The following is a 26,124-nucleotide window of genomic DNA, read 5'->3' on the forward strand; positions in this document are numbered from 1 at the left end:
CGAACAAAACCTAAAATTCAGATACGGTAGATATAATCACCAAAGCTTCAAATTACAACCCCTCCTCTCCAACAAGCCAAAAAATATATGAAGAGCAACACTGTTTTACTTGAAGGAGGCGGGTAACACGGGAAGATACGACATATAACCCGAGAATTTCTACGATGGCGGCCAGTGAAACTGGCAGGAAATAGGTTGTGAAGCAATGTCTAAGGTATATCTACAAACATGCGAGACAACCACTTCTTTACCCACGTACTGCCAGACTGCTCAGGAGCGGAGGATGTTGCCTGCACTCCCTCCCTCGCACTCGAGATTTCGCATCCCTTCGCTCTGCTCTCAGCAACCTCTGGTAAGTCAGCCGCTGCTGGCGGCTCCATGAGCTCCTCACTCAGAATCGCATTGTAGCCCTTCTCAGCATGTATATTGAAGCTTGAGCCAAGGGTTTCATCTACGCTGAGTTTTATAAGAACTTTAAACTCAGTCTCTATGTCGCAGACATGTTTACGTTTGTGGTTAAACAGGTACGCCAGGACCCCATGCCCGGTCGAAATGGAAATTATTTTCTCGCGGTTCTTATGGGCAAAGTATCGTACACTTCTTAGTATATCTGCAGCAATAGACTCCGGTGATCTGACCCTACCAACCCCTTTACAGTGCGCACACTGAACTGTACTTGTGTCAAGTATACTTTGCTTGATCCGCTGTCTGGATATCTCCATCAGACCAAAAGCACTTATGTATCCAAACTGAATCTTAGCCTTATCGTTTTTAAACGCTTCCCTAACCTCAGCCTCAACAGCTCTGCAGTACCTGTACCTGAGCATGTCTATGAAGTCAATGACTATAAGGCCAGACAGCCCCCGAAGATTTACCTGGCGGGCAATCTCCTGAACCGCTTCCATATTGGTTTTGTAAGCAGTCTCCTCTATACTATCTTCACCAGTCATTTTACCTGAGTTCACATCTATAGAAATCAACGCCTCAGTCGGTGTGATAACAAGATACCCCCCAGATGGAAGGCAGATCTTGTCGCTGTATAACTCAAGTACCTGGGAGTCAACTCTATAGTGTGTAAAAATCGGCACACTTCCCTTGTACATCCGGATCCGGAGCTTGTTTCTGAACATGGACTTCGCATATTCTTTCACCAAGCTGAATGCCCGATTACCAGCGACTACTACATCATGTGTCGTCTCATCACAAAAGTCCCTCAGCATCCTCTTTATTATGTTGGCTTCCACGTATAACAGCACGGGCGGTTCAATATTCGCACAGTTATCGCTTATCTCCTGCCAAATAGATTGCAGGTAAGACAAATCCTGCTCTATCTCTTTTTGGCTTCTATTGCTGCCAGCAGTTCTTATGATGACGCCAGATTCCTTCGGAAGCTTGATGGAATTTAGCACTTCCTTCAAATTCTTCCTATCATCACAGTCTTCTATGCGCCGCGATATTCCGCTGTTCTTATTCCCCGCATTCGGCATGAAGATACAATACCTCCCTACAAGCGCTATGTAGGTGGAAAAGGTCGCACATTTGTTCCCGCGCTCTTCCTTAATGATCTGGACCATAAGCTTCTGATCCACCTTGATCACGTCCTGCACTTTATACATCTTGTGCAAGGAAGACTTGGACCTGCCAGCCTTGGAAGCGGAATCCTTCCTGCTGGGGCGATCATCAGAAGCGGGCTTGCAGGCAGCGCCAGGAGCCCCTTCCTCATCTGGTGACGCAGCATCCTCAATCAGCTCATCATCCTGGCCGTCACCGTACATACTCTGTAGAAGGGCGTCTTTCTCTTCCGCAGGAAGCTGATAGTGATCGACAGAGATTTCCGAAAACGGCAGAAACCCGTGCTTACTTATCCCATACTCTATAAACACAGCCTGGAGGGACGGCTCTATACGCTTCACCACCGCATAATAAATGTTGCCGCGGAGCTGCTTTTTATCTCTTAACTCTTGGTCAAACTCGACCACCCTACCTCCGTCGAGTACCGCAACCCTTACCTCATCAACACACGCGGCATCAACCAATATTCTTTTTCCACTATTATCATTAGACACAGAACCTCACAACACTCAATAACACCCGAAATCATTCAACCCGCGGCATAGAACGGCGCGCATTGCACTACCACCGACAAAGAGGCAACAGACCAGGTTTAAACCTCGGTGGCCTTTCCCTCCACTCTCACAATCATAGCAAAGCCAACCGCCATAGTAGCCATGCCCACCACTATAGCGGTGAGCATCAAAACACTGGGCAGCGGATTACTATACAACACATCACCCTCCTGCCCTGATAGTATGGGCGCCTTTGCGCCCCCCACATATCCCAAAGAAATATAAAACAGCAAAACGGAGGTTTGAAAAACACCCAAGCCCATCAACTTTTTCACACGGCTACTAGTCACAACAACAGTAAACAGGCCAACTGCCATCAAAAGGGCGAACGCAACATAGTTCAAATGCGATAAAAAGAAGAACACTCAGCTCCCCCTGTGTTGCATACCCAACGACGACCGTACGCCGGACAACATACAAGCCACGGACTAGCCAGTGTATATCTATTTTTCCTGCGATGCAAAATCAAAATAAATGCTGACCATAGAGCCGCATACCACTAACCCAACACCTAGCTCAACAACAAATATGCCAAGCTTCTGTTCGGAGACTGAATCAAAAATTGCAAAAAAGTAAGACAGGAAGTTTTTTCCAAGAAACATGGAAGCTGCTCCCGTAGCAAAGTACAGCAGCAACCCAACAGCTGCCATAATCTTTAGAAGAGAGACCGGTACAACCCTTGCGACGGCAGCGTTGCCAAACACAATTGAGTAAAGAATTAACGCAGATGCAACTATAACTCCACCCTGAAATCCGCCCCCGGGGCTGTAGTCACCGTGAATTTGCACGTACAGACCGTACAGCATAATCACAGGAAACATTACGGTCACCGCGTAGCGTAACGCAGGATTTTCACCTAGTACATGAACCTTTTTCTCCACCATTGTGACTTTACCCTTATCAAGCAACAAAGATACGCACATGGCGGCTGTGAACACGACTAACGTCTCACACATGGTATCGTACCCACGGAAACTTGCTAGAATCGCTGTGACCACATTTGGAATTCCCACGTAACTATTAGTGTTCTTTAGGTAGACAGCTGCTTGGGAGTTTGCCGGAGAAATTTGATTACCAAATTCGGGTAAATCCAGAGCAGCATACACTAACATAGAAAACATAAATAGCGAGGCTGATATCGCTAGTAGCAGCCTAATTATGCCACAGCTGCCCCACACACCCTCTAACTTGGCGCTGACACCACACCCCAGGCGAGAGAGCACGATAAAAGTTATTAGGGTGCTCAACCCAGCTCCCACGGCGGCCTCAGTTATGGCAACATCCGGAGCTGACATAACTAGATGAGAGGTTGCCATTGTCAGACTAAAAACACACATGACAATAGTGTTCGTCAACAGATTTTCGCACAGTGCAACCGAAGTCGCCGATATAGCCAGAAAAAGCAAAAGTATCCAGTTTACTGCTACTGCCGTATCGAAGAACATCTAATCACCGTTCCTATTATCAGCATTTGCTATGAAGTCAAATGCGTATACAACGGCGTTGCACGCGGTTGTAGACGTGATCCACGAAAGCAAAATCAGCACCAAAACCTTTATCGTAAATACGGACAACTCGCACTGCATGGCTAGACCAAGCAACACAAGCGCAACACCCACAGAGTCAGCAATCCCCGCAGCATGAACTCTGGAACAAAAATCTGGAAGCTTAATTACTCCTACAGTCGATATAATCATGAAAAAAATCCCAGCACTCAGAGTCGCCAGTCCCAGTAGCGGAATCATTAGCCTTTTACCTCCGGTCAGACATAATAAACCTGGCAAGCCCCACAGCAGACACAAGCCCTACACACGCATATACCAAAGACACATCTATGAAAAACAGCTGTGCATCCATTAAAACACCCAAAGCCATAATAAGCGCCGTTCCACAAGCATTGAACACGCTGGCCGAGATTGCCTTATCGCACACATTTTCCGCCACAACAACCCTGTACAGCATCGCCGACATACACGCGATCAGCACAAAAATTGAAAAAACAAGCAAAGCCGACCTCCACCCCCAGTTATACTTCGTAATGCAACCTTGCCAAGACCGTGTCAGCTACATTCTCCTTAGTCACCCCAAAATACCTATACAGGTCCTCACACTTACCGGATGCACCGAACCTGTCAAGCCCTATGAATATGCCACCCTCACCAAGATACTTGTGCCACCCTAGAGAGCACGCGGCTTCCACAGCCACCTTCAAGCTTTTGTTATCTAACAAACTTAAAATATACCCTGAATCTTGCTCATCAAATATGCGCCAGCAGGGCATGGAAATCACCCTTACACCAACTCCCCTACCCTGCAGAATTTCCCTTGCACCCAGTGCCACATCTACTTCGGAACCCGTTGCAAAAATGGTCACATCCAGGCTCCCATCATGCTCTCTCACAATGTATGCACCCCTACTGGACAGGTTCTCTCGGGAATAGCTGGCGCGGTTAAAGTTCACACTCTGCCTTGACAATGCGAACAACGAGGGGGATTTAGTGAGCCCGAGTGCAATCTCCCAACATTCCAACACCTCAACTGCATCCGCAGGCCTGAAAACATACAAGTTAGGTATGGCGCGTAAAGAGGCAAGGTGCTCTATAGGCTGATGCGTTGGGCCATCTTCCCCAACACCTATAGAGTCATGAGTCATGACATATATAACCTGTACCCCCATAAGCGCAGACAATCTTATTGCAGGTCTACAATAATCAGAAAAAACTAAAAACGTCCCTCCATAGGGTATTACACCACCGTGAAGTGCCATTCCATTCATACATGCTGCCATCGCATGCTCCCTCACCCCGTAGTGCACATAGGACGCATTAAAATTTGCGGCGCTTATCACCTTCATGGAGGATACCTTTGTATTATTGGAAGAGGTAAGGTCGGATGATCCACCGACGAGCTTTTGCATTCTTGCCACCAAGAGTTCCAGAATCCTACCAAAAGACTTTCTGGTCGCTTCCGAAGGACGCATTTCACAAAAGGAGCTCTTGAGCGCGTCTAGCGCATCCATCACGCCATTCGGTATGTCATCCGAGAGCATCTCATTAAGCGTTTTGTACCCCTCACAATCCGCAAACTTCTCAATCCACAGGCTGTACTCTCGTTCAGCTTTCAACCTTACCTCGCCCCACAAAACCCGGGCCTCTTCAGAAACTTCAAATCTTTCACCCTTCCACCCAATGGCATCTCGGAACGCTTGGGCATCCTCTGGAGAAAACGGCCAGCTGTGTGCAGCGGATGTATTCTCCTTAGAGGGCATGAACTTCCCTATTACCGTTTTGCAGCAAATTATGGATGGCTTGCCTTCCGACTCCCTGGCAGCTTTAATGGCACATTCGATTTCACCAAAGTCATGTCCATCAACCTCCCAAACGCCCCAACCATAAGAAGAAAATCTGGCGCGTATGTCATCGGAAGTTGACAGGCTGGTGCTACCGTCTATCGAAATCCCGTTATCATCAAACAATACAATCAGGTGGTCCAGGCCCAGATGGCCTGCCAAAGACGCAGCTTCGTGACTAATCCCCTCCATAAGGCACCCATCACCGACCATGGCATACGTATAGTGATTGATAAAATCTGCGCCAAACCGCTGCGAGAACATGCGTTCAGCAATAGCAAGACCCACTGAACACCCGAGACCCTGTCCCAAGGGGCCTGTGGTCACATCAACTCCCACAGTACACCCGTATTCTGGGTGGCCGGGAGTTACGGAATGCAGCTGCCTAAAGTTTTTTATATCATCGATGCTGATATACCCAAGTAGGTGCATTATCGAATACATGAGCATAGAGCCGTGCCCATTGGAAAGAACAAGCCTATCTCTGTCAAACCAGGAAGGATGATCAACGCTGAATCGCAAAAATTTCGCAAACAACACGGTCGCCACGTCAGCCATACCCAAGGGCATTCCAGGATGTCCAGAGGCAGCACTCTGTATAGCATCTACAGACAGAAGTCTGACTGCGTTTGCCATAACTCGGTATGAGTTGTGTTCCATCGTGGGTTACCAGACAGCTCACATACTTAGGTACCTGCCGATGAGATAATTCTTGTATGCATCCACATCGACTCGTTTCCCAGTAATCTTCTTCAGCAGTGTAGTGCTACTATACCTCCCCCCATGAGAGTATATATGCTTGTTGAGCCAGGCAATAATCCCGGAAAAATCGCCGTGTTCTAGCCCGCTACAAACATCGACCTTGTTGTTTTTAATTGCAGAAAAAATTTGAGCCGCAGCAATAGACGCCATTACTTTGCATGGCATGTAACCAAAAATCCCGCTTACCCAGAAATCATCCTGCATAAACCCTTCCCTGTCGTCAGAGGGCACGGAGTCAAAATAGTATCTCATTCCCTGTGCCCATGCATCCGGTAAATCACTAACCTTTAGATTGTCATTTATTATCTCTTTTTCCAGTGCATAGCGCAGCATAATGTGCGCAAGAGAGCTTACTTCATCAGACTTCCCAAGTAGCATACTCGGCCGAACTTCGGTAAAGTATGAATAAATATTATCAACATCAGCAGCCTTGCCTCTGAGGGAGAAGAGCTTCTTCATAGCTGGAAGCATAAATGCAATGAACCCCCTATCCCTGAATATGTGGTAGGACATCAGAGCCCCCTGGGCTTCGTACATCACACTCCCAGAACAGCCACCCACCGGCTGGTGTTTCCACTTCTGGGGCAAATTTGAACAGTACAAGAACTTCCCAGCATTTTCCAATGCATCTCTCAAGGCAAATCTGTAGTCGCACTCCCCACAATCGTCGACGTCCCCCTGCTGCACGCTGCACACAACTCCTTCCTCGCTCAGCACACCCATTTGCATGCGTGAGCACACAACCTCGGGGAGCCCTCCTCCCATAGCATCGGCTATATGCCTATGCAAAGCCACCTGCTTGTCAACGGCGACAACTTTTAGGGGATAAGGCTCATTGTTGCTTTGCTTATCCATGACTTCTCCCGCAAACTGACGGAAAAACGCCCCCATATCGGTGAAAACCTCATCCATCTTCTTTGTAGTAAGATCCCCATCGTAAGCACCAAGCATGACATCATACTTACTCGCAGCCCCTAAATTTCCAGCTCTTATGGCAGCCACATCCGAAGATAGCTTCACAACGTCAGAAAGGCACTCAAGCACGCTACGCGCAGGCTCATCACCTCGGTAGAACAGCATCCACTTCGCCCTACAAGCAGCCGTAGCCCTAGTCAAGCTACACATGAGATCCACCGGCAGCCCCTTAAAATGCTTGTACATCCTATGCATGCAGTGCAGGTTGGCGACTTCCCAGTCCCCAAGCTGCCCTTTGTTCGCGAGCGCGGAATTAATAGCTTCCGAAACCATTTCGCTATCGACGATTTCCTGCACAACCTCTCTCAGGGTGCACACCCTACTCACCCTGTCGTCAAAGTCTGAGTCGTCAAAGTAGAGGACCCTGGTCGCATCACTCAAGTGGCGCACCTTGGCAAACACTTGCTCCAAGAATCTATAATGTCTCATAACCACAATAACCGAAACTCACCCCCAGCCGCCATCAGAGCACGTAGCACCAGAACGACAACGACTGAGACATCTACCCACAAACATACTTCAAAAAACAAGTCGGGAGCACCATACACATAGTGGGCGGACACGCGTTAAATTTAGCATACATCGCAGCGAAAGCCATAATAAATCAACTAAATTGGATAAATTATTTTTCTTGACTTGATGTGGTTTTAGGCAATGATTTGACGCAGTGGGATTTTTCAGTCAGCGGCCATCGCAGCTGAATTCAAGTGTAGGGGAGGTTTTGCTATGCCGCATCGTTGGTTGCCTTTGTGCTTTTTGGCGTTGCTCACAGTGACTGGTTGCCACCTTTTTAGCAAAGAGAAGGTAGGTATAGACGTCGGCGGAGTGTCCTTCAGCGCAGGGGGAGTAGAAAAGGTTTATTTTGACTTTAATAAATACGAAATAAGAGGTTCGGGTAAGAAGGTATTGCTGAGCCTAGTGGAGCGGATGAAGGCGGATAAGGGGTCTACTCTGCTGATCGTTGGCCATACCGACTCGAGAGGCACTGAAGAGTACAATCTTGCACTCGGCGAGAGAAGGGCGAACGCTGTCAAGGAGTTCTTGGTAGGGTGCGACAGGTCTTTGTCCCCCAGAATATTCACTCAGTCCAGGGGTAAGGCGGAGCCGGAGATTCTCGTATACTCAAGCGACTTCAAAGAGGCCGAGAAGGCGCACGCGCAAAACCGTAGGGTCGTGCTCGTTATGGAGCACCAGGAGGCACCTCTAAGGAAAACAACCAGGTGGCCCTTCAGCTTTGGAAGCGGGAAGAGCTCGCCGGGCGAGGAATCAACCGCTGACAACAGCAGTTCCGAAGGTGCCCAGGCACCTGCTGACGAGCAAGTAGAGGAAAGTCCTGGAGAAGAGCAGGACGACAACACTGTACTGTAGAGAAATAAAAAAGCTTTGGGCCTACCCAGATGTAGCGGTTCTTCTGCTGCAGGAAATAGTGGGTAGGCAGTTAGAACAGTTGGCAGTTATCTGAGACGAAAGGGGCTGGAGCTTGCGTGGGAAAGGTGTGCTGCCCTGCTGGGCCGCTGTACGGAGCCTCGCGCTCCGTCTCCCGCACAGCCCCCACGGGGCGGGCGCAGGGTTACAGGCTTTAGGAGTTGCGTGCCTCTTGTGATCCAGCACAGGGGCGTTGTGTGCCTTAACAGTGTTGACACCGTTTCTGTATTTTGCTAGCTTGACCAGGGATTTTCGCGGGCAATAGATGGCAAGCATAGTAGTAGTCGGGCTGCAGTGGGGGGATGAAGGCAAGGGCAAAATTGCAGACTGGCTCTCTGTAGACGCAGACGCGGTAGTTAGATTTCAGGGAGGAAACAATGCTGGACATACTATAGTCACGGATGGGAAGGTATACAAGTTGAACCTCCTACCGTCCTCAGTTCTTAGGAAGAATAAGTTATCTATAATCGGAAGTGGAGTCGCCCTAGACCCCTACGCGTTCGTTCGGGAGATAGGAAGCTTGAGAGCGAGTAACATAGATCTAAACCCGGACAACCTGTCTTTGTCGGAATCATGCCCGCTCGTCCTTAGCGTACACAGGGCAACGGATTCTATAATGGAGGAAATGCGAGGGGATGAGGCCATAGGCACAACCTGTATGGGGATTGGCCCGTGTTACGAAGACAAAGTCGGCCGCAGGGCCATAAGGCTGTGTGACTTACTGGACGAGGGATCGCTGTATAACAAAGTACTGTGCCTACTATCCCACCACAATTTGCTCAGAAAGGCTACGAATCGGCCAGAGATCTCTCCGAACGAGATCATGAGCGAGCTGATGAATATAGCGCCAGAGGTTTTACCTTTCATGAAACCTGTGCAAGAAATAATCAGCAACCTGATAAAGCAGGGTAAGACCGTGCTGTTTGAGGGAGCACAAGGTGCATTGCTTGATGTTGACCACGGAACATATCCCTACGTCACATCTAGTAATACAATGGCGAGTTATGTACACATAGGATGTGGGGTAGGTCTCCTGGGAAACGTGCGAGTACTCGGACTTGCAAAAGCGTACACCACTAGGGTCGGTAACGGCCCCTTTGCCACGGAACAAACCGGAGCAGTTGGTGACATAATGTTTGAGCTGGGAAGGGAAGTAGGAACTGTGAGCAATAGAAGGAGAAGGTGTGGGTGGTTCGATGCGGTATCTGTACGGCAAGCCGCCCTGTCTTCTGGAGCTTCGGAAATGGTACTGACAAAACTCGATGTCCTAGACACGATAGGCGAGATAAAGGTGTGCGTCGGGTACAAGTGCGGTGAGCGCTCATACAGCTACCTACCCGCAGCTTCCCACATACAGAGTAAGTTGGAACCGGTGTACGAGGTTATGCCGGGATGGCGCACAAGCACGTTGGGCGCTGTTTCCCGCAGTGATTTACCAGATAATGCCATGTCGTACATAAGCAGGCTGGAAGAGCTGGTGGGGGTGCCAGTAAGCCTGGTGTCCACGGGGCCGGATAGAGATCACATAGTGCAGATGAGCCCATCCTCGCACAGCGCACGTACCGTGTAACACTTTACAAGCTATGTGGAGAAAATACACGGTCTCACCATGTTTGGAGCAACGGCCGCTGCAATAGGCACGACGGCGAGACCCGAACCTACCGCGTGATTCTTATATTCCTAACCACTTTGCCATATCCAGTACCTGCTGTAAGATGAGAGTAGCAGCTATCTTATCGTCTATCTTTTGAGATGCTCTCCTACGTAATCCAAGGCTCTCAGTTGCTCTGCTGGCCATCGCAGTCGTGTACCTCTCATCACGTAAATACACATAAACTCCGGACTTCTTTATGAGCTTTTGAACGAAGACCCTAACCGCGGCACACATCTCCCCCTCTGTGCCATCAAGCTGCAGCGGCAAACCAGCAACCACTGCGCGGATACCCTCTCTCTTTAGAATAGCGTTCAGCTCCCCCAGGTCCTGCCTAATATTTCTCCTAATATACACGCTGTGCGGCATCGCAATAGTCCCAGTGCAATCACTTACAGCAATGCCGAGCGTTCTTTCACCGAAATCTAGTCCTAGAATCTTTCTATCCCCGCCCAGTATCCTGAAAAAACTCTCAACATCCACGCACAACACCGTCTATTTAGCTCCGCTCCACCAGGCACTACTGGCACGCCAGGCACTCGTCATAGTCAAAGTTTGTAATCTGCCGTTGCGGAGAAACTGCCTGCCCAACGTGAACATGAGACACCTTATCAGCCTTCTGCACCGATTTTGACCTCAGATAGTACAGGCTTTTCACACCCTTCTTCCAGGCCAAAAAGTGTATCTTGTGTAAGTACCGCTTGTGCACACCAGCAGGAAGAAATATATTGACCGACTGGGCTTGGCATATATACGGGGCCCTGTCACTACTGTGCTCAACAATCCAGCGCTGGTCCATCTCATAAGCAGTCCTGAAGACAAGCTTTTCTTGCTCGGTAAGAAAGTCTAAATGCTGCACGGAACCTTCGTTGGTGGAAATGGAAGACCAAACCTGATCGTTATCTAGACCCTTAGACTCCAGCAGCCGCCGCAAAAATTTGTTGCGCACTACAAAAGAGCCGGTAAGAGTCTTGTGAGTGAACACATTCGCAGCATACGGCTCTATCCCGGGGGAGGTACTGCCCGAAATGATGGAGATGGAAGCCGTAGGAGCAACGGAAAGTTTGTGTACAAACCGCTCCATTTTGTTTGCATCCACCGCATCAGGACACGCCCCCTTTTCGAGTGCTAGCTTACGGGAAACCTCATCCGCCTGAGCTTTTAAATGTGCAAAAATCTTCTTATTCCACACCGAAGCAGCGAATGACTCAAACGGCACCATCTTGCTTTGCAGGAATGAGTGGAATCCCATAACCCCTACTCCAATACTACGCTCCCGCATCGCAGCATATCTTGCGCGCTCAATCTCCTTCGGAGCCTTGTTGATGAAATCCGCCAGCACATTGTCCAAAAACCTCATAACGTCTTCTACGAAGAGGGGCTCCGTGCTCCACACGTCATAGTACTCCAGGTTCAGGGACGCAAGGCAGCAAATCGCGGTTCTAGATTTCCCCAGGTGATCCTCCCCCGTGGCAAGAGTAATCTCGGTGCACAGGTTAGACATCTTCACCTCTAACCCAAGCTCCTTATATATGTCTGGTTTGTGCCTATTTACAGTATCCACAAACACCATGTACGGCTCTCCCGTCTCAACCCTAGTGGTTAAAATTTTGACCCACAGGTCCCTCGCCCTCACAGTGGAGACAACGCATTTGTCCTTGGGGCTAACCAGATCCCAGGGTTCATCCCGCTCTACAGCCCTCATAAACCCATCGGTCAGCAGAACCCCATGATGGATGTTCAGTGCCTTCCTATTCGGATCACCGCCCGTGGGCTTTCTAATATCCAAAAACTCCTCTATTTCCGGATGGCCAACAGGTAAGTACACAGCAGAGCTACCCCTGCGCAAAGAACCTTGACTTATGGCTAAAGTCAACGCGTTTTGCACGACTATGAAGGGAATAATACCCGAAGTCTTACCACTACTTCTAACCTTTTCCCCAATAGAGCGAAGATTACCCCAATAACTTCCTATGCCGCCACCACGGGACGCCAGCCACACATTCTCATTCCATAAATTCACTATACCAACGAGGCTATCTTCGGTCTCATTAAGAAAACACGAGATCGGCAACCCTCTGCTAGTTCCCCCATTACTAAGTATCGGAGTAGCTGGCATAAACCACAACTTGCTCATGTAATCGTAAAGCCGCTGAGCGTGCTCGTCATTATCGGAATAACACTGTGCAACTCGCACAAAAAGCTGCTGATAGTTCTCATTATCCAGCAGATACCTATCAGACAGCACCGCCTTGCCAAAGCTAGTTAGGTTGTTATCTCTGGTACAGTCGACAACAATCGGTGACACCTTGTCTACCTCCTACAATTAGTTAACATCCAAACTCCGAAAAGCGGCAAAAACTCCGCCTTAAAACACATATAGTACCTATATCAACAAATACGGTACTATGCATAGTGCCCATGGTTAATAAAAAGGGCAAAAGCCCGCCCCGGTAACCAATCGTTAAAGAAACCCTGTGGACCTAACCACAAAACCCTAGAAACACCCGTGCCACATCTGGTGTACAAGCGACTCCCACGGGAGTCGAACCCGCGTTACCACCGTGAAAGGGTGGGGTCCTGGACCACTAGACGAGGGAGTCACAGCAGACCCATATATAATCATCGACACCGTAGCAGTCAAACAAAATTCCTACGATAGCTAGCTCCATAAACAACACCAAAAACTTGCAAAACAAGTCGCAATTTACACCTATAAGTAGATCTGTAAAGCACAAATTCTACGTAAAAAATAGTTAGTCCATACACAGGGCCAGGCACATATTACCCACCACGGAAATACTATAAGTTGCGAAACACGCAACATGAACGAGTTCCATAAAGTGGTAAATGCGCTCAAGTAAAAAACCTGGGAAGTGAAAGCAAACTCCTGTATATATGGCGGAAAGGTCGGGGTTATACGCACTAAGTAATGCGCCACAGTCGTGACTACATACAACAACGAGTAAAAGATTTTTCTCTGCTCGTGCAAAAAGAACTTGTGCGCCTGACGCCCACAGAAACTGATTGCCCTTCGTCGGTCTTGTGCAGTGCTTTGAGCTATACAATATCAAATCCGGGGAAGTGCATACGCTCTTTTCTGGCCAGCATATCTGCACAAATTTTCGGCGTCAGCACGGAGAGGACGCTGCCACTAGGTGCTGCTATTGAAGTTGTGCACACATACTCACTGACACATGACGATCTGCCCTCTATGGATAACTCCCCCACCAGACGCGGAAGGGAGAGCTGCCACACAAAATTTGGGGAGGCAGTTGCTGTGTTGACGGGAGATGCTTTACTTACGCTTACCTTTGAGCTATTGTCGGCCATGAATGAGAGGTGTGTTGTGAGGTGCGAAATCATAGAGCTGCTCTCCAAAGCGTGCGGGTGCTGTGGCATGGTCGCCGGGCAGATGCTTGACATAGAAGCGCGTTCCTCGATGTCGTTTGAGAAGATTAGGAGGATACATGAGTTAAAAACCGCGAGGCTGTTTTCTGCCGCCTGTGAGGCTGGAGCAGTCTTGGGGGGAGCCTCCCCGGAGGAGAGGGCAGCGTTGGCAGAATACGGGACCGCGCTGGGTTGTGCGTTCCAAGCGAAGGATGATCTGAGTGATGCTGAAGAGGACCGTGCGTGCTCCTTTGGAAGCGTGGCACATGTCCTTGGAACGGCGGGAACTCTGGATTATGTGGATGGCTTGCTGCGCAGGTGTGAAAAACATTTGGAAAAGCTACCAGGCGACGTTACCGTGCTGAGTGATCTTGTTGTATTCGTAGAAAACTTAGGCGTATGAAGAGTATAGCATATCGCATGTTGTGTGTGCTGGCGGTTTTTTCTGTGCTTGGGTTGCTTGTTAAGGCATTGTCCACGGGTATTGTCCTTAACTCTACCGAACAAAAGGGGAAAAAGCCCTACACAATTTCAGTCATTGACAGTGACAGCCCCGCATACAAGATAGGGGCTCTTATACTGCGGCCAATAATAGAAGCCAGAATTGACCGATACATAAGTGAGCAAGGGTTAGAAAAGTACTTGCGTGATGTTGCATCCGCGGCACCGCTGAGGGAGAATTTTCGTTTACTTGATATCGAAGAGGGCGAGGGGCGCGAAGTGCTATGTGGACAAAGCGTTTCGGCCATGGTTTTTCATTTCCCTATGGAAGACGAGGAGATGGCAGACCCGCTACAGGCCGCAAGGAAAATTGGCGGTAACATAAGACCCATAAGTTTTAAGCTCGGGTCGCATGAGATTGGGGAGCTGAACTACGCCCTGACCGGTATGAGGCACAACGGTAGTAGGGTAGTAACGGTGACGTCGGGGAGGAACTCCGGAAGCTATTATGTGCAACTCACATCCGTAGATGACGAAGTGCCCGAAGCGAGAAGCATAAGGAATTTGATGCTGTTTGACAAGGAAGACCCCAACTATGGGGGAGGCACTGTCGCTGTGGCTCGCTGCGGAGATAAGGTGTCGGTTACATACACAGTAAAGGACGTGCGAGGGGAAGTGTTAGTTCAGGATCGTGTGGTTGACTTTACCATAGGATCCAGGAGTGTGCCGATTGTGCTGGAGCTGGGGATAATAGGCCTAAGGTCGGATAATCGCAGGTCGATTATAGTGCCGCCAGAGCTCTTATCCGATTTTGACGGAAGTGTGGACAAGCACGGCGTCAAAATAATAGATGCGCAGGTTACACACAAAGCCCCCGCCACGGGCAATTGAGTTATACACAGCACGGGCGCCACCGCCGACTGGTTGTTCTACAAACCAGCGCTACCTGCAGTGCATCCAATATGGAGCTTTGGGTAGCGCGCGTCGCCGCATCGTAGCATTCTTACCACTTCTTCCACTATTGCGGGGGCGCTTAGGTATCCGTGCCTGTACAGGCCGTTAATTCTTACCATCCCATCCTCAGCCATAATTCTCGGAAGATTATCAGAAAATGCCGGTCTACACGCGGATGCCATACCGAGCACTCTAGCCTCTGCAAAACCTTTGTGAACTGAGTACACAGCTGATAGCAATTCAAGCGCAGATTTAACTGATACCTCGGAAAAATCGCAGCTTTCAATTTCTGTCGCACCAATCATGAACTTGCCCCCAAGCCTGGGTACTATATACACACTGTACCTTGGATGCACCATGCGAACCGGGCGACTGATAACAACCTCCGGAGCGTAGAGTAGCATACCTTCACCTCTAACTCCTCTCAAGCCGGGAATATCTCTTCTGGCGCCAATGCCTCTGCAGTCAAACACAACATCGAAAACATGCTTTTGTCCATTTGCCAATATCACCCTAGATACAACTGCATCTGCGCTTGTATCAGCAAACCACCGCGCTCCCATACGGGTAATGGCAGCCTCTAGACGAGAAAAAAGCTGCATGCTATCGATGCACCCCTCACCCTGAATGTACACACCATGTTTGACCGACAGACCTCGTTCTAACACATGCACTTCATCTGTAATGCTTAAATTACCGAAAATATCGGGGAATTTTCGCCTGATAATATCGCGAATTCTCTCCAGTTCCTGCAAATCACCAGAATGAGCAACAATTACGCTCCCTAAAACTTTTAAGCACTCACTCGCACCCACAGAATGAAGAATTTCGGGCCATAATTCCATGGATCTATGGCCTAACTGTATAGTCAAATCCCCTATGGTCTCCGCCTCTGAGTATAAAGACAGCATACCACCTGCAATGAACCCGCAACTCCGCCTGCCACGCCTGTCATCCCGATCAAAAATCGATACTGCCCACCCGTCTTTCAGCAACCCTAGGGCCAATAGCCTGCCCATTAGTCCGGCACCCGCTATTCCCGCAGTTTTTACCATAACATCACTCTCGAATTCGAGCTTAACAATAAGAAACGATCACAAGCGCAGTTGCGCCCTAGACTACCAGTAACCAAGGCTAACTTTACTAGAACTAGAATAGGCGAGGCTCACCGCATAGCCGTACTAGCCCTCCCCATAAACGCCACAGTAGCGCGCTGTATAATCTCTGAACTTTCCCTTTTCCGGCTCGAAAAAGAGCCTTATGTTTCCTATAGGGCCGTTCCTCTGCTTTGATACAAGCACATCAGCAACATTACTGATGGAGTTCATCTTCATCTGCCATTCAGCGTGCTTAGCAGTCCCCTCTGCCGGTTGTTTCCTGAGTTCATAGTACTCTTCCCTGTACAGAAACATCACCACATCGGCATCCTGTTCTATGCTTCCTGAGTCGCGCAGGTCAGACAGCTGGGGTTTCTTATCGTCACGCTGTTCAACAAGCCTCGAGAGCTGCGATAGGGCCACTAACGGAACGTTTAGTTCTTTTGCTATTGCTTTCAAGCCTTGAGTAACTTCAGAAACCTCCTGCACCCTATTCTCTCCGCTCCTCTTTGTAGTACCTTTTATCAACTGCAAATAGTCCACAAATACCACTCCCACGTTGTATAATTGGTGCATTCTTCTGATCCTGGTCCTGAGACCACTAATTGACAAAACGGAAGAATCATCAACGATAAGCGGAAGGTCGCATATCCTTGCACTAGCCTTCAGAACTTGGTTTAGGTCCCCACTGCTTATCTTACCTGATAGGGCTTTGTAGGAGCTGATCTCAGACTCTATTGATATGATCCTTGAAGCTATGTGTTCTGCAGACATTTCAAGCGAGAAGAATCCAACGCTTTTCCCTTCACCTTTAAGTGACTTGCAGGCGCTTAAAGCCATGTTAAGGGCTAGAGCTGTCTTCCCCATGGAGGGACGCGCAGCCACGACTATCAGGTCAGAATTCTGTAGCCCATTTAGTAACTGGTCCAGATCCTTGAGGCCTACAGACACTCCCTGAAGGCCACCCGTCCCACCTTTGGCAGCCTCAATCTTCTTCCTCACATCCTCCAACAGTATTGAAAATTTGTGATAATTCCTGTCAGCCCTGCCCTTGCTACCCAACAAAAACAGTCGCTGCGCGGCATCTTCTATCTGTTGCTCTGAAGGATTATCGGAGTCATAGTTATATGCGTTGCCCACCACATCATTGCCAAAAGCAATCAAGCAGCGCCGTAAATGTGCATCGAATACAACTTGGGCCACACTCCTTATGTCAAACACCACGCTAGCCTTTGCGGCAATTTTGGCCAAATACTCCGCACCACCGCATTCAATTAACGCTTCGTCATTATCAAAAAACATTTTCAGGCTAATCTCGTTGGCAGCAAGGCCACGACGATTAATTTTAACAACTTGGTCAAAAATACGCCCGTGTAGGGGATCAAAAAACACGTCCGCGCTTATTATATCCTCCAAAGCGTCACAGATTCTGTTATCCCTTAACATTGCACCTATGAGCATCTGCTCGGCCTCAATGTTGCTAGGCAGACCACCTATAGCGCTCAGGGGGCCGCTCTCCTTTAAGTCCTGCACTGCAAATCCTGAAAACACCCCGAGGATTATATCACCAGAGGATCACGCTGCAAACCCAGTCGTCCAGCTACCTAGACCTTGCCATGTACTTACCCTGGAACCTGCTAGGCAGGCGAACAAACATTTGCCAGAATCCATTGGGAAGTTCGTCAGAATCCCCAAGTCTGGCGCCTGAGCTAAACAGGCGAGCAAGACTTTCCTGCCTCTCTGACATCACAAGTCTGGTCCACTTACCAATAGGCTCTGCAGTTCCAACAATTTGAGCTGCACTTTCATACCTTGATCCAACACCCTCAGCGTTATACTTCTTGGCAGATAGCACATCCTTTTTCAGCAGCTTATCCTCTTTTTCAAGCTCATACTTTTCTTGATCTGTAAGAGTCTCGTCCATGCCGTTGTCGTCTGCGGACTTCTCCACAGGTACCTCGGGTGCCTCAAAATCGAACAGAGAAACAAGCCTAGAAATCAGGCTCCGTACAGCGGACAGCAGGGCATTGAGAGCCTTTTTTATAATTGTGCAAACCTTAGACAGAAAGTCCCTAACCGCCAGACAAACGCGGCGCAGGAGGTTAAACAACTGTTTAAATGGCCACAAGAAAATGCTCGCTACACACCTCCTTACTGGCCTAAAAAACAGCAACAGAGAGGAGAGCACGCCAACAGGTATGAGGACGGTTTTCAGCAGGCTCTTAATCATAGTATTTACACCAACACACGACAAGGAAGCCGGATTCTAGCATACCATAGCGGAACCACAAAGTATCCGCCACATCTGCTGTTGCGAAGTAAGGAAGAGGGTAATCGATAGTATATGTTTCACACCTTTACGTGTAGCTTCTCTTCACATATTCTCAGAGTCCAGTTTTACGCACAAAATATGCCAAACTTTTCTTACATGAGGCTAGCAATGCAAGAGGCGGTTCGCTCATCTGCCGAGGTTCCCGTGGGTGCCGTAGTCGTCCACGGAGACGGCACTGTTATATCTAGTAAGCATAACCTCACTATTCACGACTCAGATCCGACAGCGCATGCAGAAATGCTCGCCATTAGAGAAGCCTGCACGTATCTTTCAACCCGTGTACTAGACAACTGCGACATGTACGTGACGCTCGAACCCTGTGTTATGTGCGCTTATGCAATATCTCTATCAAGAATCCGCAGGCTATATTTTGGCGCCTACAACGTAAAATGCGGAGGAATAGAGCACGGCGCCCGCGTATTTAGGTTTTGCAACCACATACCCGAAACCTACGGCGGCCTTTGTGAGAGGGAAAACGCAGAAATATTGAGGAGCTTTTTCCAAAAGCTACGATAGCGCTTATATCTCGTCGAACCAACCCTCGGTCTACTGAAATGGCAACAACTGACCTACAATCTGATTAGGCTTGCACCCCACGTGAGGCCTGCACCTACTGCGGCCAGCAGCACTAGATTCCCTTTCTTGATTTTTCCTTGCTGCTTTGCCTTGTACATGGCAAGCGGTATGGAAGCGGACGAGGTATTTGCATGCTCATCTATGCTCAAAATGACCTTCTCCCTAGGAAACTTAAGCCTGTCAATCACCAAGTCAACAATACGTACATTGGCTTGGTGAGGAACAAACCAATCAATCGAGTTAATGTCCAGGGAGTGACTTTCGAGCAATGCCGCAATCGCAGAAGACAGCTTAATAACTGCGTGCTCAAACAGTACAGTACCCTTCATGCATATGCGCCCTGCCTTACCAGTGGTACCAACCCCGCCATCCGTATAGAGCACATCACCAAGCATGCCATCAGAGTGGAGCTCTGTGCACACAACTCCGGCTTCAGACCCAACAGTAACATCCCGTCCTTTCAATACAAATGCCCCAGCACCATCACCAAACAGCACACATGTAGACCTGTCAGTCCAATCAATCACCTTGGACATGGCTTCAGAGCCTATTATCAAAACAGTATCCGCCTGCCCAGACTTTATCATGCTATCCACAACCGACAGAGCATACAAAAAACCCGAACAGGCAGCATTAATATCAAAAGCAGCCGCGTTCTTGCAGCCTAGCCCCCCCTGCACCATTGTGGCACAGCTTGGCATTGTCTTATCCGGAGTTGAGGTCGCAACAACTATGAGATCTATTTCTTCCGTTGGTATTCCCGAATCATCCAGGGCAATCTTAGCGGCCTTTATTGCCATACCAGATACGGTATCCCCGTCCATAATGTGCCTGCGTTTTATGCCGGTTCTCCTGAAAATCCACTCATCCGTCGTGTCGACTATGAGAGATAGATCGTCATTTGTGACAATCTTCTCAGGCAAAAAGGCCCCCACGCCACAGAAAACTGACTCCCTCATCAATGTCCGCTTGCTTCCGAAGCGATCTTCGCCATGATCCCCTGGTCTACTGCGTACGCAGCTGCCTTTATGGCGTAAGCAAAGGCCACAGCATCGGCAGAACCGTGGCTCTTGACCACAATACCGTTTAGGCCCAACAGCATAGCGCCATTGCGTGATCTTGTGTCGACAGCGCTTCCATAAACTCGCCTTTTGAATCCCGAACCTAAAACACGCATGGCAGCCCTTCCCCAAAAAGAGGAGCGGACCATTTCCCTGAGAATGTGCAGCGTCAGATCGGCAATTGCCTCGCAAGTTTTCAACATTATGTTGCCAGAAAAACCATCTGTAACCACAACATCCACCGTCCCCTCAAATGCTTCTTTTGCCTCAATATATCCGCAGAAGTTAATGCTCGGCCTTGCGTCACGCATCAATGCGAACGCCTCCCGCACAAGACAGGTCCCCTTTATCTCCTCAGCCCCTATATTAAGCAATCCAACCTTGGGATCTGCGATACCCAGCACAGAGCTCGCAAGCGCCCTACCCATAACTGCAAATTGAAACAGCGCGTCTGGTGAGCATTCAGCATTGGCCCCCAGATCTAGCACAACAAAATCGTTCTTCTTAGAAGGAAAGATAGCAGCAATAGCGGGACGGTCCACCCCCTGCAGCACACCCAGAAGGTACCTAGATATCGCCATAAGAGCGCCGGTATTCCCTGCAGAAACCGCGGAGGTCACCACACCCTTCTTTATATCCTCTATAGCACACCACATACTTGACTTTTTACGGTGCCTAAGCGCGAAAGACGGCCTGTCATCAGCAGACACCGCATCCGGAACATCGATAAAAACGCTGTGCTTCTCAACCAGCTTATATTCACCAAGCACTGGCAGCACCGCACTCTCTTTACCGTATATACTCAGGTGCAAATCACACTCACACGGGATCACACCGGAAAGGACCAAATCCGCCCCTTTGATGACGGCCTCTGGGCCGGAATCACCACCCATAGCGTCAAGTGCGATTGATATGCAGTTGCCACCGCGCGTCACGATTACTAGCCTCTAGCCTTGGCTACTTGCCTCCCATTGTAGTACCCCCCCAGACACACGTGGTGAGACAGTTTGTACTCCCCAGTGGTCGGGTCAACCACAACATTAGCGGCAGACAGCCTTAAATGTGAACGGTGCATATTTCGACGCGACTTTGATTTTTTTCTCTTTGGCACAGCCATGGCATAGCCCTCGTTTACCCGGGCTGGATTATCGCTCAGAAAATCGATATTGGCAACAGTATTATTGAACAGGGCGCAGACTCTAAAATGTGGTACCACTGCACACCATGCACCAAGGCTATCTTGAAGCATGTGCAGTGAAGTACGGCAAATTTTTAGTGCGAAATACTGGTGAATGACCTACCATGGCACTTCCCATATACGTGTACAAAAAATTGTATAAAAATTTCAGTTTCCAAGTCCTACTAGAACACAATAAGGCCAGGGTCAGCGTAATCAGTACTCCTCACGGTGTGTTGTACACTCCTGCTTTCATCTTCTGCGCGACAAAGGCTTCTGTAAAGTCACTGGATATAAGAACGGTCAGGGAGTGTGGTACTCAGATAGTACTGTCCAACACCTATCATCTCATGTTACAGCCAGGAGCAGAAACGGTGGCCTCATTGGGCGGACTACACGGCATGCTCGGCTGGAGCGGACCCATGTTGACTGACTCTGGGGGGTACCAGATATTCAGCTTGAGCTACGGCTCAGTATCAGAAGAACTGAAGGGCAGGCGGCGACGTACCAATCCTTCACTAATTGAAATAGATGAAGACGGAGCAACTTTCAGGTCATACATCGATGGAAAAGTGCTTCGTCTCACCCCAGAAAAATCGATGCAAATCCAGCGCATGTTGGGAGCCGATTTTGTTGTGGTATTAGACGAATGCACACCTTTTTACACTAGTTACGAATACACGGCAAAATCAATGCATATGAGCAATAGATGGGCACTGCAGTCATTGCAGGAATTTCAAAAAACCGCAGATGGGAGCCAAGCGTTATATTGCGTAACACAGGGTGGAGTATATAGTGATCTCAGAAAAGTTAGCTGTGAATTCGTCAACAATCTCCCATTCTTTGGCAATGCAATTGGTGGGTCACTTGGAGCACATAAACAACAGATGTACGATACTGTTTCTCTAACTACGAGTCTGCTGAGTAGAAATAGGCCAGTGCATCTTCTCGGAATTGGCAACATATGCGACATTTTCCATGGAGTTATCAGTGGGGTTGACACGTTTGACTGTGTATACCCAACTAGGATAGCCAGACACGGGGCTGCTCTAGTAAAACCCGAAAATAGAACTACACCTGGCAAAGAATACATAAATCTACGCAACTCAGAGTTCAGGCACTCCCTGGATCCCATAGAGGGGAACTGCGGCTGCTACACCTGCAAGCACCATTCTAGAGGCTACCTACACCATTTGCTGAAGGCCAAAGAGCTACTGGCGCATACCCTACTCACAACACACAACGTATATTTTATGAATAACCTGATGCAGCTCATAAGAAGGGCAATAGCTGGAGGAACTCTCGAGCAAGAATATGCACACTGGACCAATACCTGTAGAACATCAGACGCGAGTCCCGCTCCATAGCCTAAATGCATAAAACCCAGACGTGGTGCGTTGTAGTCAGACCCAAGGAAGGGACAAGGCAAGCACGCACCCGAAACGATCAGGAAAAAGCCCTACATCGCGGGCGCAGCCAGGCACACTGATATAAACAGAGGGGTTGCCTGACGGAACAGTACAAGCGCTATGGAAGATCTACCTATAGGTGATCAGCCAGATATCTTTTCGCCTCCTCAGACTTCGGTGCTTTCAAAACCTCTCTAGTTGTGTTGTATTCAACTATCCTACCATCACAGAAAAACGCAACCTTGTCCGAAACCTTGCGCACCTGCTTCACAGAGTGGGTCACCAGCACTATGGTGAAGTTCTTTTTCAATTCTTTGATCAAATTCTCCACGACACCCGTAGCCACAGGATCAAGCGCAGAACACGGTTCGTCCATTAGTAGTATCGTGGGCCTAACAGCAATGGCCCTAGCTATGCACAAGCGCTGCTGTTGACCCCCAGAGAGCTTACATGCGCTGTCCTTAAGTCTTCCCCCTAATTCATCCCACAGGCCCACGCTCCTCAAGCTTTCCTCCACGATACTATCAAGACGCTTTCTGTTTCTGGCCAGTCCGTGTAGTTTGGATCCATAAGCTATGTTATCGTATATGGATTTGGGAAATGGGTTCGGCTTCTGAAACACCATACCAACTCTAGTCCTCAGTAGCACAACGTTGGTACCGGGAGAGTATACATCCATCCCGTCAATATCAATCTTGCCATCCACTCTGCAATCCGGCACAAAGTCATTCATCCGGTTAAAGCACCGCAAAAACGTAGATTTGCCGCATCCAGATGGCCCTATTAATGCAGTGACCTCCCTTCTATGCACATCTAGGTTGATATCAAACAAAATCTGTTTCTTTCCATACCACAGATTTAGGCCTTCCACTGCAGCATGCACTTTCGACACTGGAACTACGCCCTTAATACATCCAACATGGTATACACCCCCGCCGGCTTACCGACCAGCCAGCACGCTGCCTTAATGGCGCCGCGCACAAAAATCCCCCGATCAATCGCCCGATGCTTCAATTCTATGATATCACCATCACCCAGAAACATAACTGCATGATCGCCGACCACTTCTCCTCCCCTAGCAACAGAAAACCCTACAGCACTGTCTCGCCGTCCATGACTTTCCAAACCAAAGGCGTGCTGATGTGGCTCAAATTCCACTTCCATACCCCTTGCTGCAGCCTTACCTAGCATTAGGGCTGTTCCAGAGGGCGCGTCCTTTTTCGATCTGTGATGCAATTCCTGAATCTCCACATCATAGCCACGGAGGCTGGCCGCAGCAGTTTCAGCCAGCTTCAGCAGCAACGCAATTCCAAAACTCATGTTACACGACCACAAAAACGGAAACCCTTTGGCATGCCCGCAAACCCCTCCTTCGTCTATTCCTGTAGTCCCGCTTACAAGCGGAACACACTTCTTGGAGGCAATGCTCACACACTCGAGCATACACTCAGGGCTACTAAAATCAATAACAACATCAGAGAAATCAAAAAGAAATTCTTTGGAATCCGTAATCTTAGCGCCATGGCCGCAACCAAAGACCTCCCCCATATCTGCACCGACAAGGTCACTCCCCTTCCTAACGACGCCACCGCTGAGTTCAACACCATCGGTTCTTGCTACTTCTTGCACAAGTAGGCGACCCATCCTTCCCAAGCAACCAACTATACCGATTTTCACCACAGAGACCTTAGGCACATTTAGACCGTCTTTTCATCGTCAAAGACTTCAAATAATCAAATTGTAGCTGCGCAATGCGGCCGGAACAATTGACGTACTCGACCCTCATATGCAATATCTGCATTACGTACACTACTTAAATACCCGAACCATACAACTTAGCGATTCAATGCGCAATACTCGCCTCGGTAGTAAAGCAGAGGCCCCTCATCAGTAAGAGCCTTACAGTCCAGCACTTCGCCAACTACAATCTTATGATCTCCACCATCGTACAAATGATGCATGGCACAGTGCAAGTAGGTTATAGCACCTCCTATGACAGGCATGCCGTCTACCGTCACAAAATCGTGGTTTTCCCAGTGGTGTCGGCTTCTATTGGCAAAATCCGCAGAAATATCTGCCTGGCTTTCGCCCAAAATATTCACTATGAACCTTGCGCACGAGCTAAACGCACCGAATCTAGAGGAAGACTTCTCAATGGAAAACAGCACCAGAGGCGGATTCAAGGAAACAGAGTTGAACGAACTCACCGTAACCCCATGCATCACACCATGACAATCAACAGTGGTGACCACAGTCACACCGGTGGCGAATCTACCCATACAAGATTTAAAGAGCTCCGGAGAAACACCGCTCAGCCGCATTTGAACCTGGAAAACCTACAAAAATCTGACACCCATTTTACCCAGGAAGGCACCCAGGAAAAGCAGAAGTCCCACGTATATGTTTACTTTGAACATATACATGCATCTACTCGGGCTGTCAAAATCTGACTTACTATACTGATAATAAAATACGCCGGCAATTCCCAGCATGCACAAGTAATATGCGGCACCCAACGAGGATACTACCCCAGCACACATCCACATGGTAATAGTAAGCACATACATCTTCTTTAAAAATGCCGCTGTGCCGCTGTTGCCAAGTTCGAGTGCCGCGCTACCTACACCCAAAATCGCATCACCCCGCTTATCTTGGTGTGCGTATATGGTGTCATAAGCAGCGGTCCAAAACACGCACCCTATATACAGGAGCACAGACCCCAAAACTAGCTTGTTTGCCGCCATAGCGGATCCTATCAACACTCCACAATTGAAGACAAGACCACAAGCAAACTGCGGATATGAGAAATATCTTTTAGCAAGAGGGTATAGCACTATACCGACCGCAAAAAAGGTGCTGAGGTAAAAAGTTAGAGCATTGGTAAGGAGTAGAATACCCAGGGCAATCCCAACAAGCAGCAACAACACTTTCAGCGCCTGGGGAACGGTTAGGCTACCAGAAGCCAGCGGCCTGTTTTTTGTCCTTTCTACCTTTGCATCTATTTTTCTATCGAATATGTCATTTATGACGCCCCCAGCGGACCTTACAACAAACGCCCCAACCGTGCTGAGCACAAAAAGCCACAAGGTTCTTGGCACGCTGTTAGAAGCGAGCGATATGCTGGCGAGAGTTGGAAAGGCAGCAAGCAAAGATATCTCTGCACTGTGCAGTCTCATTAACAAAAAATACGGAATGCAGCGTTTAACCACGGTTTTGGCTTTGCTTGATAACATCGGTTACTCCACCACACAAATCGGACTCCTTGGTCATCTACTACATAACTCTTAACCATTCAAGCACAGATTAACCATCGGCACATAAGCCCAGTATTGGCATGGTTCACTCATCCCAATCGAAGTCATGGGACCTGAAATCATTACCAGCATCTCCCTTTAGTGG

At 48.8% G+C, this 26,124-nt stretch carries 25 protein-coding genes and 1 tRNA gene; 6 read left to right on the forward strand and 20 right to left on the reverse strand.

The window, feature by feature from the left end:
• Positions 1 to 209: 209 nt before the first annotated feature.
• The 7 genes from OC187_RS00455 to OC187_RS00485 form a co-directional block, all read right to left on the reverse strand.
• The gene (locus OC187_RS00455) at positions 210 to 2,066 is read right to left on the reverse strand and encodes an Rne/Rng family ribonuclease (protein ID WP_262997903.1); all 1,857 of its coding nucleotides are present in this window, start codon (positions 2,064 to 2,066) and stop codon (positions 210 to 212) included.
• Between the two features lie 98 nt (positions 2,067 to 2,164).
• Positions 2,165 to 2,491, reverse strand: a complete 327-nt coding sequence (locus OC187_RS00460; protein WP_262997902.1) for a cation:proton antiporter subunit C — start codon at positions 2,489 to 2,491, stop codon at positions 2,165 to 2,167.
• Between the two features lie 78 nt (positions 2,492 to 2,569).
• Complete coding sequence (locus OC187_RS00465; RefSeq protein WP_262997901.1) at positions 2,570 to 3,571, reverse strand: Na(+)/H(+) antiporter subunit B; 1,002 nt, start codon at positions 3,569 to 3,571, stop codon at positions 2,570 to 2,572.
• Complete coding sequence (locus OC187_RS00470; protein WP_262997900.1) at positions 3,572 to 3,871, reverse strand: monovalent cation/H(+) antiporter subunit G; 300 nt, start codon at positions 3,869 to 3,871, stop codon at positions 3,572 to 3,574. It abuts the gene before it with no gap.
• A 7-nt stretch (positions 3,872 to 3,878) separates the two neighbouring features.
• Positions 3,879 to 4,133 carry a monovalent cation/H+ antiporter complex subunit F gene (locus OC187_RS00475; RefSeq protein WP_262997899.1) on the reverse strand — a complete coding sequence of 85 codons (255 nt, stop codon included), beginning with the start codon at positions 4,131 to 4,133 and terminating at the stop codon, positions 3,879 to 3,881.
• Positions 4,134 to 4,152: 19 nt separating this feature from the next.
• Positions 4,153 to 6,135: a transketolase gene (gene tkt, locus OC187_RS00480; RefSeq protein ID WP_262997898.1), complete on the reverse strand. Its 1,983-nt coding sequence runs from the start codon at positions 6,133 to 6,135 to the stop codon at positions 4,153 to 4,155.
• Positions 6,136 to 6,153: 18 nt separating this feature from the next.
• A complete protein-coding gene (locus OC187_RS00485; RefSeq protein WP_262997986.1) occupies positions 6,154 to 7,641 on the reverse strand; it encodes a gluzincin family metallopeptidase in 1,488 nt (495 codons plus the stop codon).
• A gap of 297 nt (positions 7,642 to 7,938) precedes the next feature.
• Between OC187_RS00485 and OC187_RS00490 the strand changes: the two genes are divergently transcribed.
• Both OC187_RS00490 and OC187_RS00495 read left to right on the forward strand, forming a co-directional pair.
• On the forward strand, positions 7,939 to 8,580 hold the full coding sequence (locus OC187_RS00490; RefSeq protein ID WP_263008480.1) for an OmpA family protein: 642 nt from the start codon (positions 7,939 to 7,941) through the stop codon (positions 8,578 to 8,580).
• Positions 8,581 to 8,902: 322 nt separating this feature from the next.
• Complete coding sequence (locus OC187_RS00495) at positions 8,903 to 10,207, forward strand: adenylosuccinate synthase (RefSeq protein ID WP_262997896.1); 1,305 nt, start codon at positions 8,903 to 8,905, stop codon at positions 10,205 to 10,207.
• Between the two features lie 102 nt (positions 10,208 to 10,309).
• On the opposite strand, the gene ruvX is transcribed toward OC187_RS00495, so the two are convergent.
• The 3 genes from ruvX to OC187_RS00510 all read right to left on the reverse strand — a co-directional run bounded on the left by ruvX (position 10,310) and on the right by OC187_RS00510 (position 12,891).
• Positions 10,310 to 10,780 (reverse strand): Holliday junction resolvase RuvX, encoded by a 471-nt coding sequence (gene ruvX / locus OC187_RS00500; RefSeq protein ID WP_263008481.1) that lies wholly within the window; start codon positions 10,778 to 10,780, stop codon positions 10,310 to 10,312.
• Between the two features lie 28 nt (positions 10,781 to 10,808).
• Positions 10,809 to 12,596, reverse strand: a complete 1,788-nt coding sequence (locus tag OC187_RS00505; RefSeq protein WP_262997894.1) for a ribonucleoside-diphosphate reductase subunit alpha — start codon at positions 12,594 to 12,596, stop codon at positions 10,809 to 10,811.
• 222 nt (positions 12,597 to 12,818) lie between these two features.
• Positions 12,819 to 12,891: transfer RNA gene (locus OC187_RS00510), tRNA-Glu, on the reverse strand.
• A gap of 329 nt (positions 12,892 to 13,220) precedes the next feature.
• On the opposite strand from OC187_RS00510, the gene OC187_RS00515 reads away from it, so the two are divergent.
• Positions 13,221 to 14,081, forward strand: coding sequence for a polyprenyl synthetase family protein (locus tag OC187_RS00515; protein WP_263008482.1), 861 nt, complete (start codon positions 13,221 to 13,223; stop codon positions 14,079 to 14,081).
• On the forward strand, positions 14,078 to 15,010 hold the full coding sequence (locus tag OC187_RS00520) for an FKBP-type peptidyl-prolyl cis-trans isomerase (protein ID WP_263008483.1): 933 nt from the start codon (positions 14,078 to 14,080) through the stop codon (positions 15,008 to 15,010). Before OC187_RS00515 ends, OC187_RS00520 begins: the two co-directional genes overlap by 4 nt.
• 38 nt (positions 15,011 to 15,048) lie before the next feature.
• Here OC187_RS00520 and OC187_RS00525 read toward each other — a convergent pair whose 3' ends face one another.
• The 3 genes from OC187_RS00525 to OC187_RS00535 all read right to left on the reverse strand — a co-directional run bounded on the left by OC187_RS00525 (position 15,049) and on the right by OC187_RS00535 (position 18,400).
• Positions 15,049 to 16,128, reverse strand: a complete 1,080-nt coding sequence (locus OC187_RS00525) for an FAD-dependent oxidoreductase (protein ID WP_262997891.1) — start codon at positions 16,126 to 16,128, stop codon at positions 15,049 to 15,051.
• A gap of 126 nt (positions 16,129 to 16,254) precedes the next feature.
• Entirely contained in the window at positions 16,255 to 17,703 is a 1,449-nt protein-coding gene (locus tag OC187_RS00530) for a replicative DNA helicase (RefSeq protein WP_262997985.1), read from the reverse strand.
• Between the two features lie 67 nt (positions 17,704 to 17,770).
• The gene (locus OC187_RS00535) at positions 17,771 to 18,400 is read right to left on the reverse strand and encodes a hypothetical protein (protein ID WP_262997890.1); all 630 of its coding nucleotides are present in this window, start codon (positions 18,398 to 18,400) and stop codon (positions 17,771 to 17,773) included.
• A gap of 180 nt (positions 18,401 to 18,580) precedes the next feature.
• Between OC187_RS00535 and OC187_RS00540 the strand changes: the two genes are divergently transcribed.
• Positions 18,581 to 19,018, forward strand: a complete 438-nt coding sequence (locus tag OC187_RS00540) for a nucleoside deaminase (protein ID WP_263008487.1) — start codon at positions 18,581 to 18,583, stop codon at positions 19,016 to 19,018.
• Positions 19,019 to 19,071: 53 nt separating this feature from the next.
• On the opposite strand, the gene OC187_RS00545 is transcribed toward OC187_RS00540, so the two are convergent.
• Genes OC187_RS00545 through rpmF form a run of 3 tightly spaced genes read right to left on the reverse strand, consistent with a single transcriptional unit; the run spans position 19,072 to position 21,256 of the window.
• Positions 19,072 to 20,037 carry a beta-ketoacyl-ACP synthase III gene (locus tag OC187_RS00545; protein ID WP_262997889.1) on the reverse strand — a complete coding sequence of 322 codons (966 nt, stop codon included), beginning with the start codon at positions 20,035 to 20,037 and terminating at the stop codon, positions 19,072 to 19,074.
• Positions 20,037 to 21,077, reverse strand: coding sequence for a phosphate acyltransferase PlsX (gene plsX, locus OC187_RS00550; RefSeq protein WP_262997983.1), 1,041 nt, complete (start codon positions 21,075 to 21,077; stop codon positions 20,037 to 20,039). The genes OC187_RS00545 and plsX overlap by 1 nt, the downstream gene beginning before the upstream one ends.
• Before the next feature lie 2 nt (positions 21,078 to 21,079).
• Positions 21,080 to 21,256: a 50S ribosomal protein L32 gene (rpmF, locus tag OC187_RS00555; protein WP_262997982.1), complete on the reverse strand. Its 177-nt coding sequence runs from the start codon at positions 21,254 to 21,256 to the stop codon at positions 21,080 to 21,082.
• A 185-nt stretch (positions 21,257 to 21,441) separates the two neighbouring features.
• Between rpmF and tgt the strand changes: the two genes are divergently transcribed.
• Complete coding sequence (gene tgt, locus OC187_RS00560; protein WP_262997888.1) at positions 21,442 to 22,683, forward strand: tRNA guanosine(34) transglycosylase Tgt; 1,242 nt, start codon at positions 21,442 to 21,444, stop codon at positions 22,681 to 22,683.
• A 175-nt stretch (positions 22,684 to 22,858) separates the two neighbouring features.
• Here tgt and pstB read toward each other — a convergent pair whose 3' ends face one another.
• The 4 genes from pstB to OC187_RS00580 form a co-directional block, all read right to left on the reverse strand.
• A complete protein-coding gene (pstB, locus tag OC187_RS00565) occupies positions 22,859 to 23,617 on the reverse strand; it encodes a phosphate ABC transporter ATP-binding protein PstB (RefSeq protein ID WP_262997887.1) in 759 nt (252 codons plus the stop codon).
• 5 nt (positions 23,618 to 23,622) lie between these two features.
• On the reverse strand, positions 23,623 to 24,402 hold the full coding sequence (gene dapB, locus OC187_RS00570) for a 4-hydroxy-tetrahydrodipicolinate reductase (RefSeq protein WP_317619004.1): 780 nt from the start codon (positions 24,400 to 24,402) through the stop codon (positions 23,623 to 23,625).
• Positions 24,403 to 24,560: 158 nt separating this feature from the next.
• Positions 24,561 to 25,046, reverse strand: coding sequence for a flavin reductase family protein (locus OC187_RS00575; protein WP_262997885.1), 486 nt, complete (start codon positions 25,044 to 25,046; stop codon positions 24,561 to 24,563).
• A 15-nt stretch (positions 25,047 to 25,061) separates the two neighbouring features.
• Complete coding sequence (locus OC187_RS00580) at positions 25,062 to 25,958, reverse strand: 4-hydroxybenzoate octaprenyltransferase (RefSeq protein WP_263008484.1); 897 nt, start codon at positions 25,956 to 25,958, stop codon at positions 25,062 to 25,064.
• Between the last annotated feature and the right edge of the window lie 166 nt (positions 25,959 to 26,124).

Origin of the sequence: Anaplasma capra, assembly GCF_025628805.1 — a bacterium.
Lineage (GTDB): Bacteria > Pseudomonadota > Alphaproteobacteria > Rickettsiales > Anaplasmataceae > Anaplasma > Anaplasma capra.

What these genes read in the sequence shown, in the direction of transcription:
- OC187_RS00465 (WP_262997901.1), bottom strand. Translation starts at nt 3,571, where the DNA reads ATGTTCTTCGATACGGCAGTAGCAGTAAACTGGATACTTTTGCTTTTT.
- OC187_RS00470 (WP_262997900.1), bottom strand. Translation starts at nt 3,871, where the DNA reads ATGATTCCGCTACTGGGACTGGCGACTCTGAGTGCTGGGATTTTTTTC.
- tkt (WP_262997898.1), bottom strand. Translation starts at nt 6,135, where the DNA reads ATGGAACACAACTCATACCGAGTTATGGCAAACGCAGTCAGACTTCTG.
- OC187_RS00485 (WP_262997986.1), bottom strand. Translation starts at nt 7,641, where the DNA reads ATGAGACATTATAGATTCTTGGAGCAAGTGTTTGCCAAGGTGCGCCAC.
- OC187_RS00490 (WP_263008480.1), top strand. Translation starts at nt 7,939, where the DNA reads ATGCCGCATCGTTGGTTGCCTTTGTGCTTTTTGGCGTTGCTCACAGTG.
- OC187_RS00495 (WP_262997896.1), top strand. Translation starts at nt 8,903, where the DNA reads ATGGCAAGCATAGTAGTAGTCGGGCTGCAGTGGGGGGATGAAGGCAAG.
- OC187_RS00515 (WP_263008482.1), top strand. Translation starts at nt 13,221, where the DNA reads ATGCGCCACAGTCGTGACTACATACAACAACGAGTAAAAGATTTTTCT.
- OC187_RS00520 (WP_263008483.1), top strand. Translation starts at nt 14,078, where the DNA reads ATGAAGAGTATAGCATATCGCATGTTGTGTGTGCTGGCGGTTTTTTCT.
- OC187_RS00525 (WP_262997891.1), bottom strand. Translation starts at nt 16,128, where the DNA reads ATGGTAAAAACTGCGGGAATAGCGGGTGCCGGACTAATGGGCAGGCTA.
- OC187_RS00535 (WP_262997890.1), bottom strand. Translation starts at nt 18,400, where the DNA reads ATGATTAAGAGCCTGCTGAAAACCGTCCTCATACCTGTTGGCGTGCTC.
- OC187_RS00540 (WP_263008487.1), top strand. Translation starts at nt 18,581, where the DNA reads ATGCCAAACTTTTCTTACATGAGGCTAGCAATGCAAGAGGCGGTTCGC.
- OC187_RS00545 (WP_262997889.1), bottom strand. Translation starts at nt 20,037, where the DNA reads ATGAGGGAGTCAGTTTTCTGTGGCGTGGGGGCCTTTTTGCCTGAGAAG.
- rpmF (WP_262997982.1), bottom strand. Translation starts at nt 21,256, where the DNA reads ATGGCTGTGCCAAAGAGAAAAAAATCAAAGTCGCGTCGAAATATGCAC.
- tgt (WP_262997888.1), top strand. Translation starts at nt 21,442, where the DNA reads ATGGCACTTCCCATATACGTGTACAAAAAATTGTATAAAAATTTCAGT.
- OC187_RS00575 (WP_262997885.1), bottom strand. Translation starts at nt 25,046, where the DNA reads ATGCGGCTGAGCGGTGTTTCTCCGGAGCTCTTTAAATCTTGTATGGGT.
- OC187_RS00580 (WP_263008484.1), bottom strand. Translation starts at nt 25,958, where the DNA reads ATGTTATCAAGCAAAGCCAAAACCGTGGTTAAACGCTGCATTCCGTAT.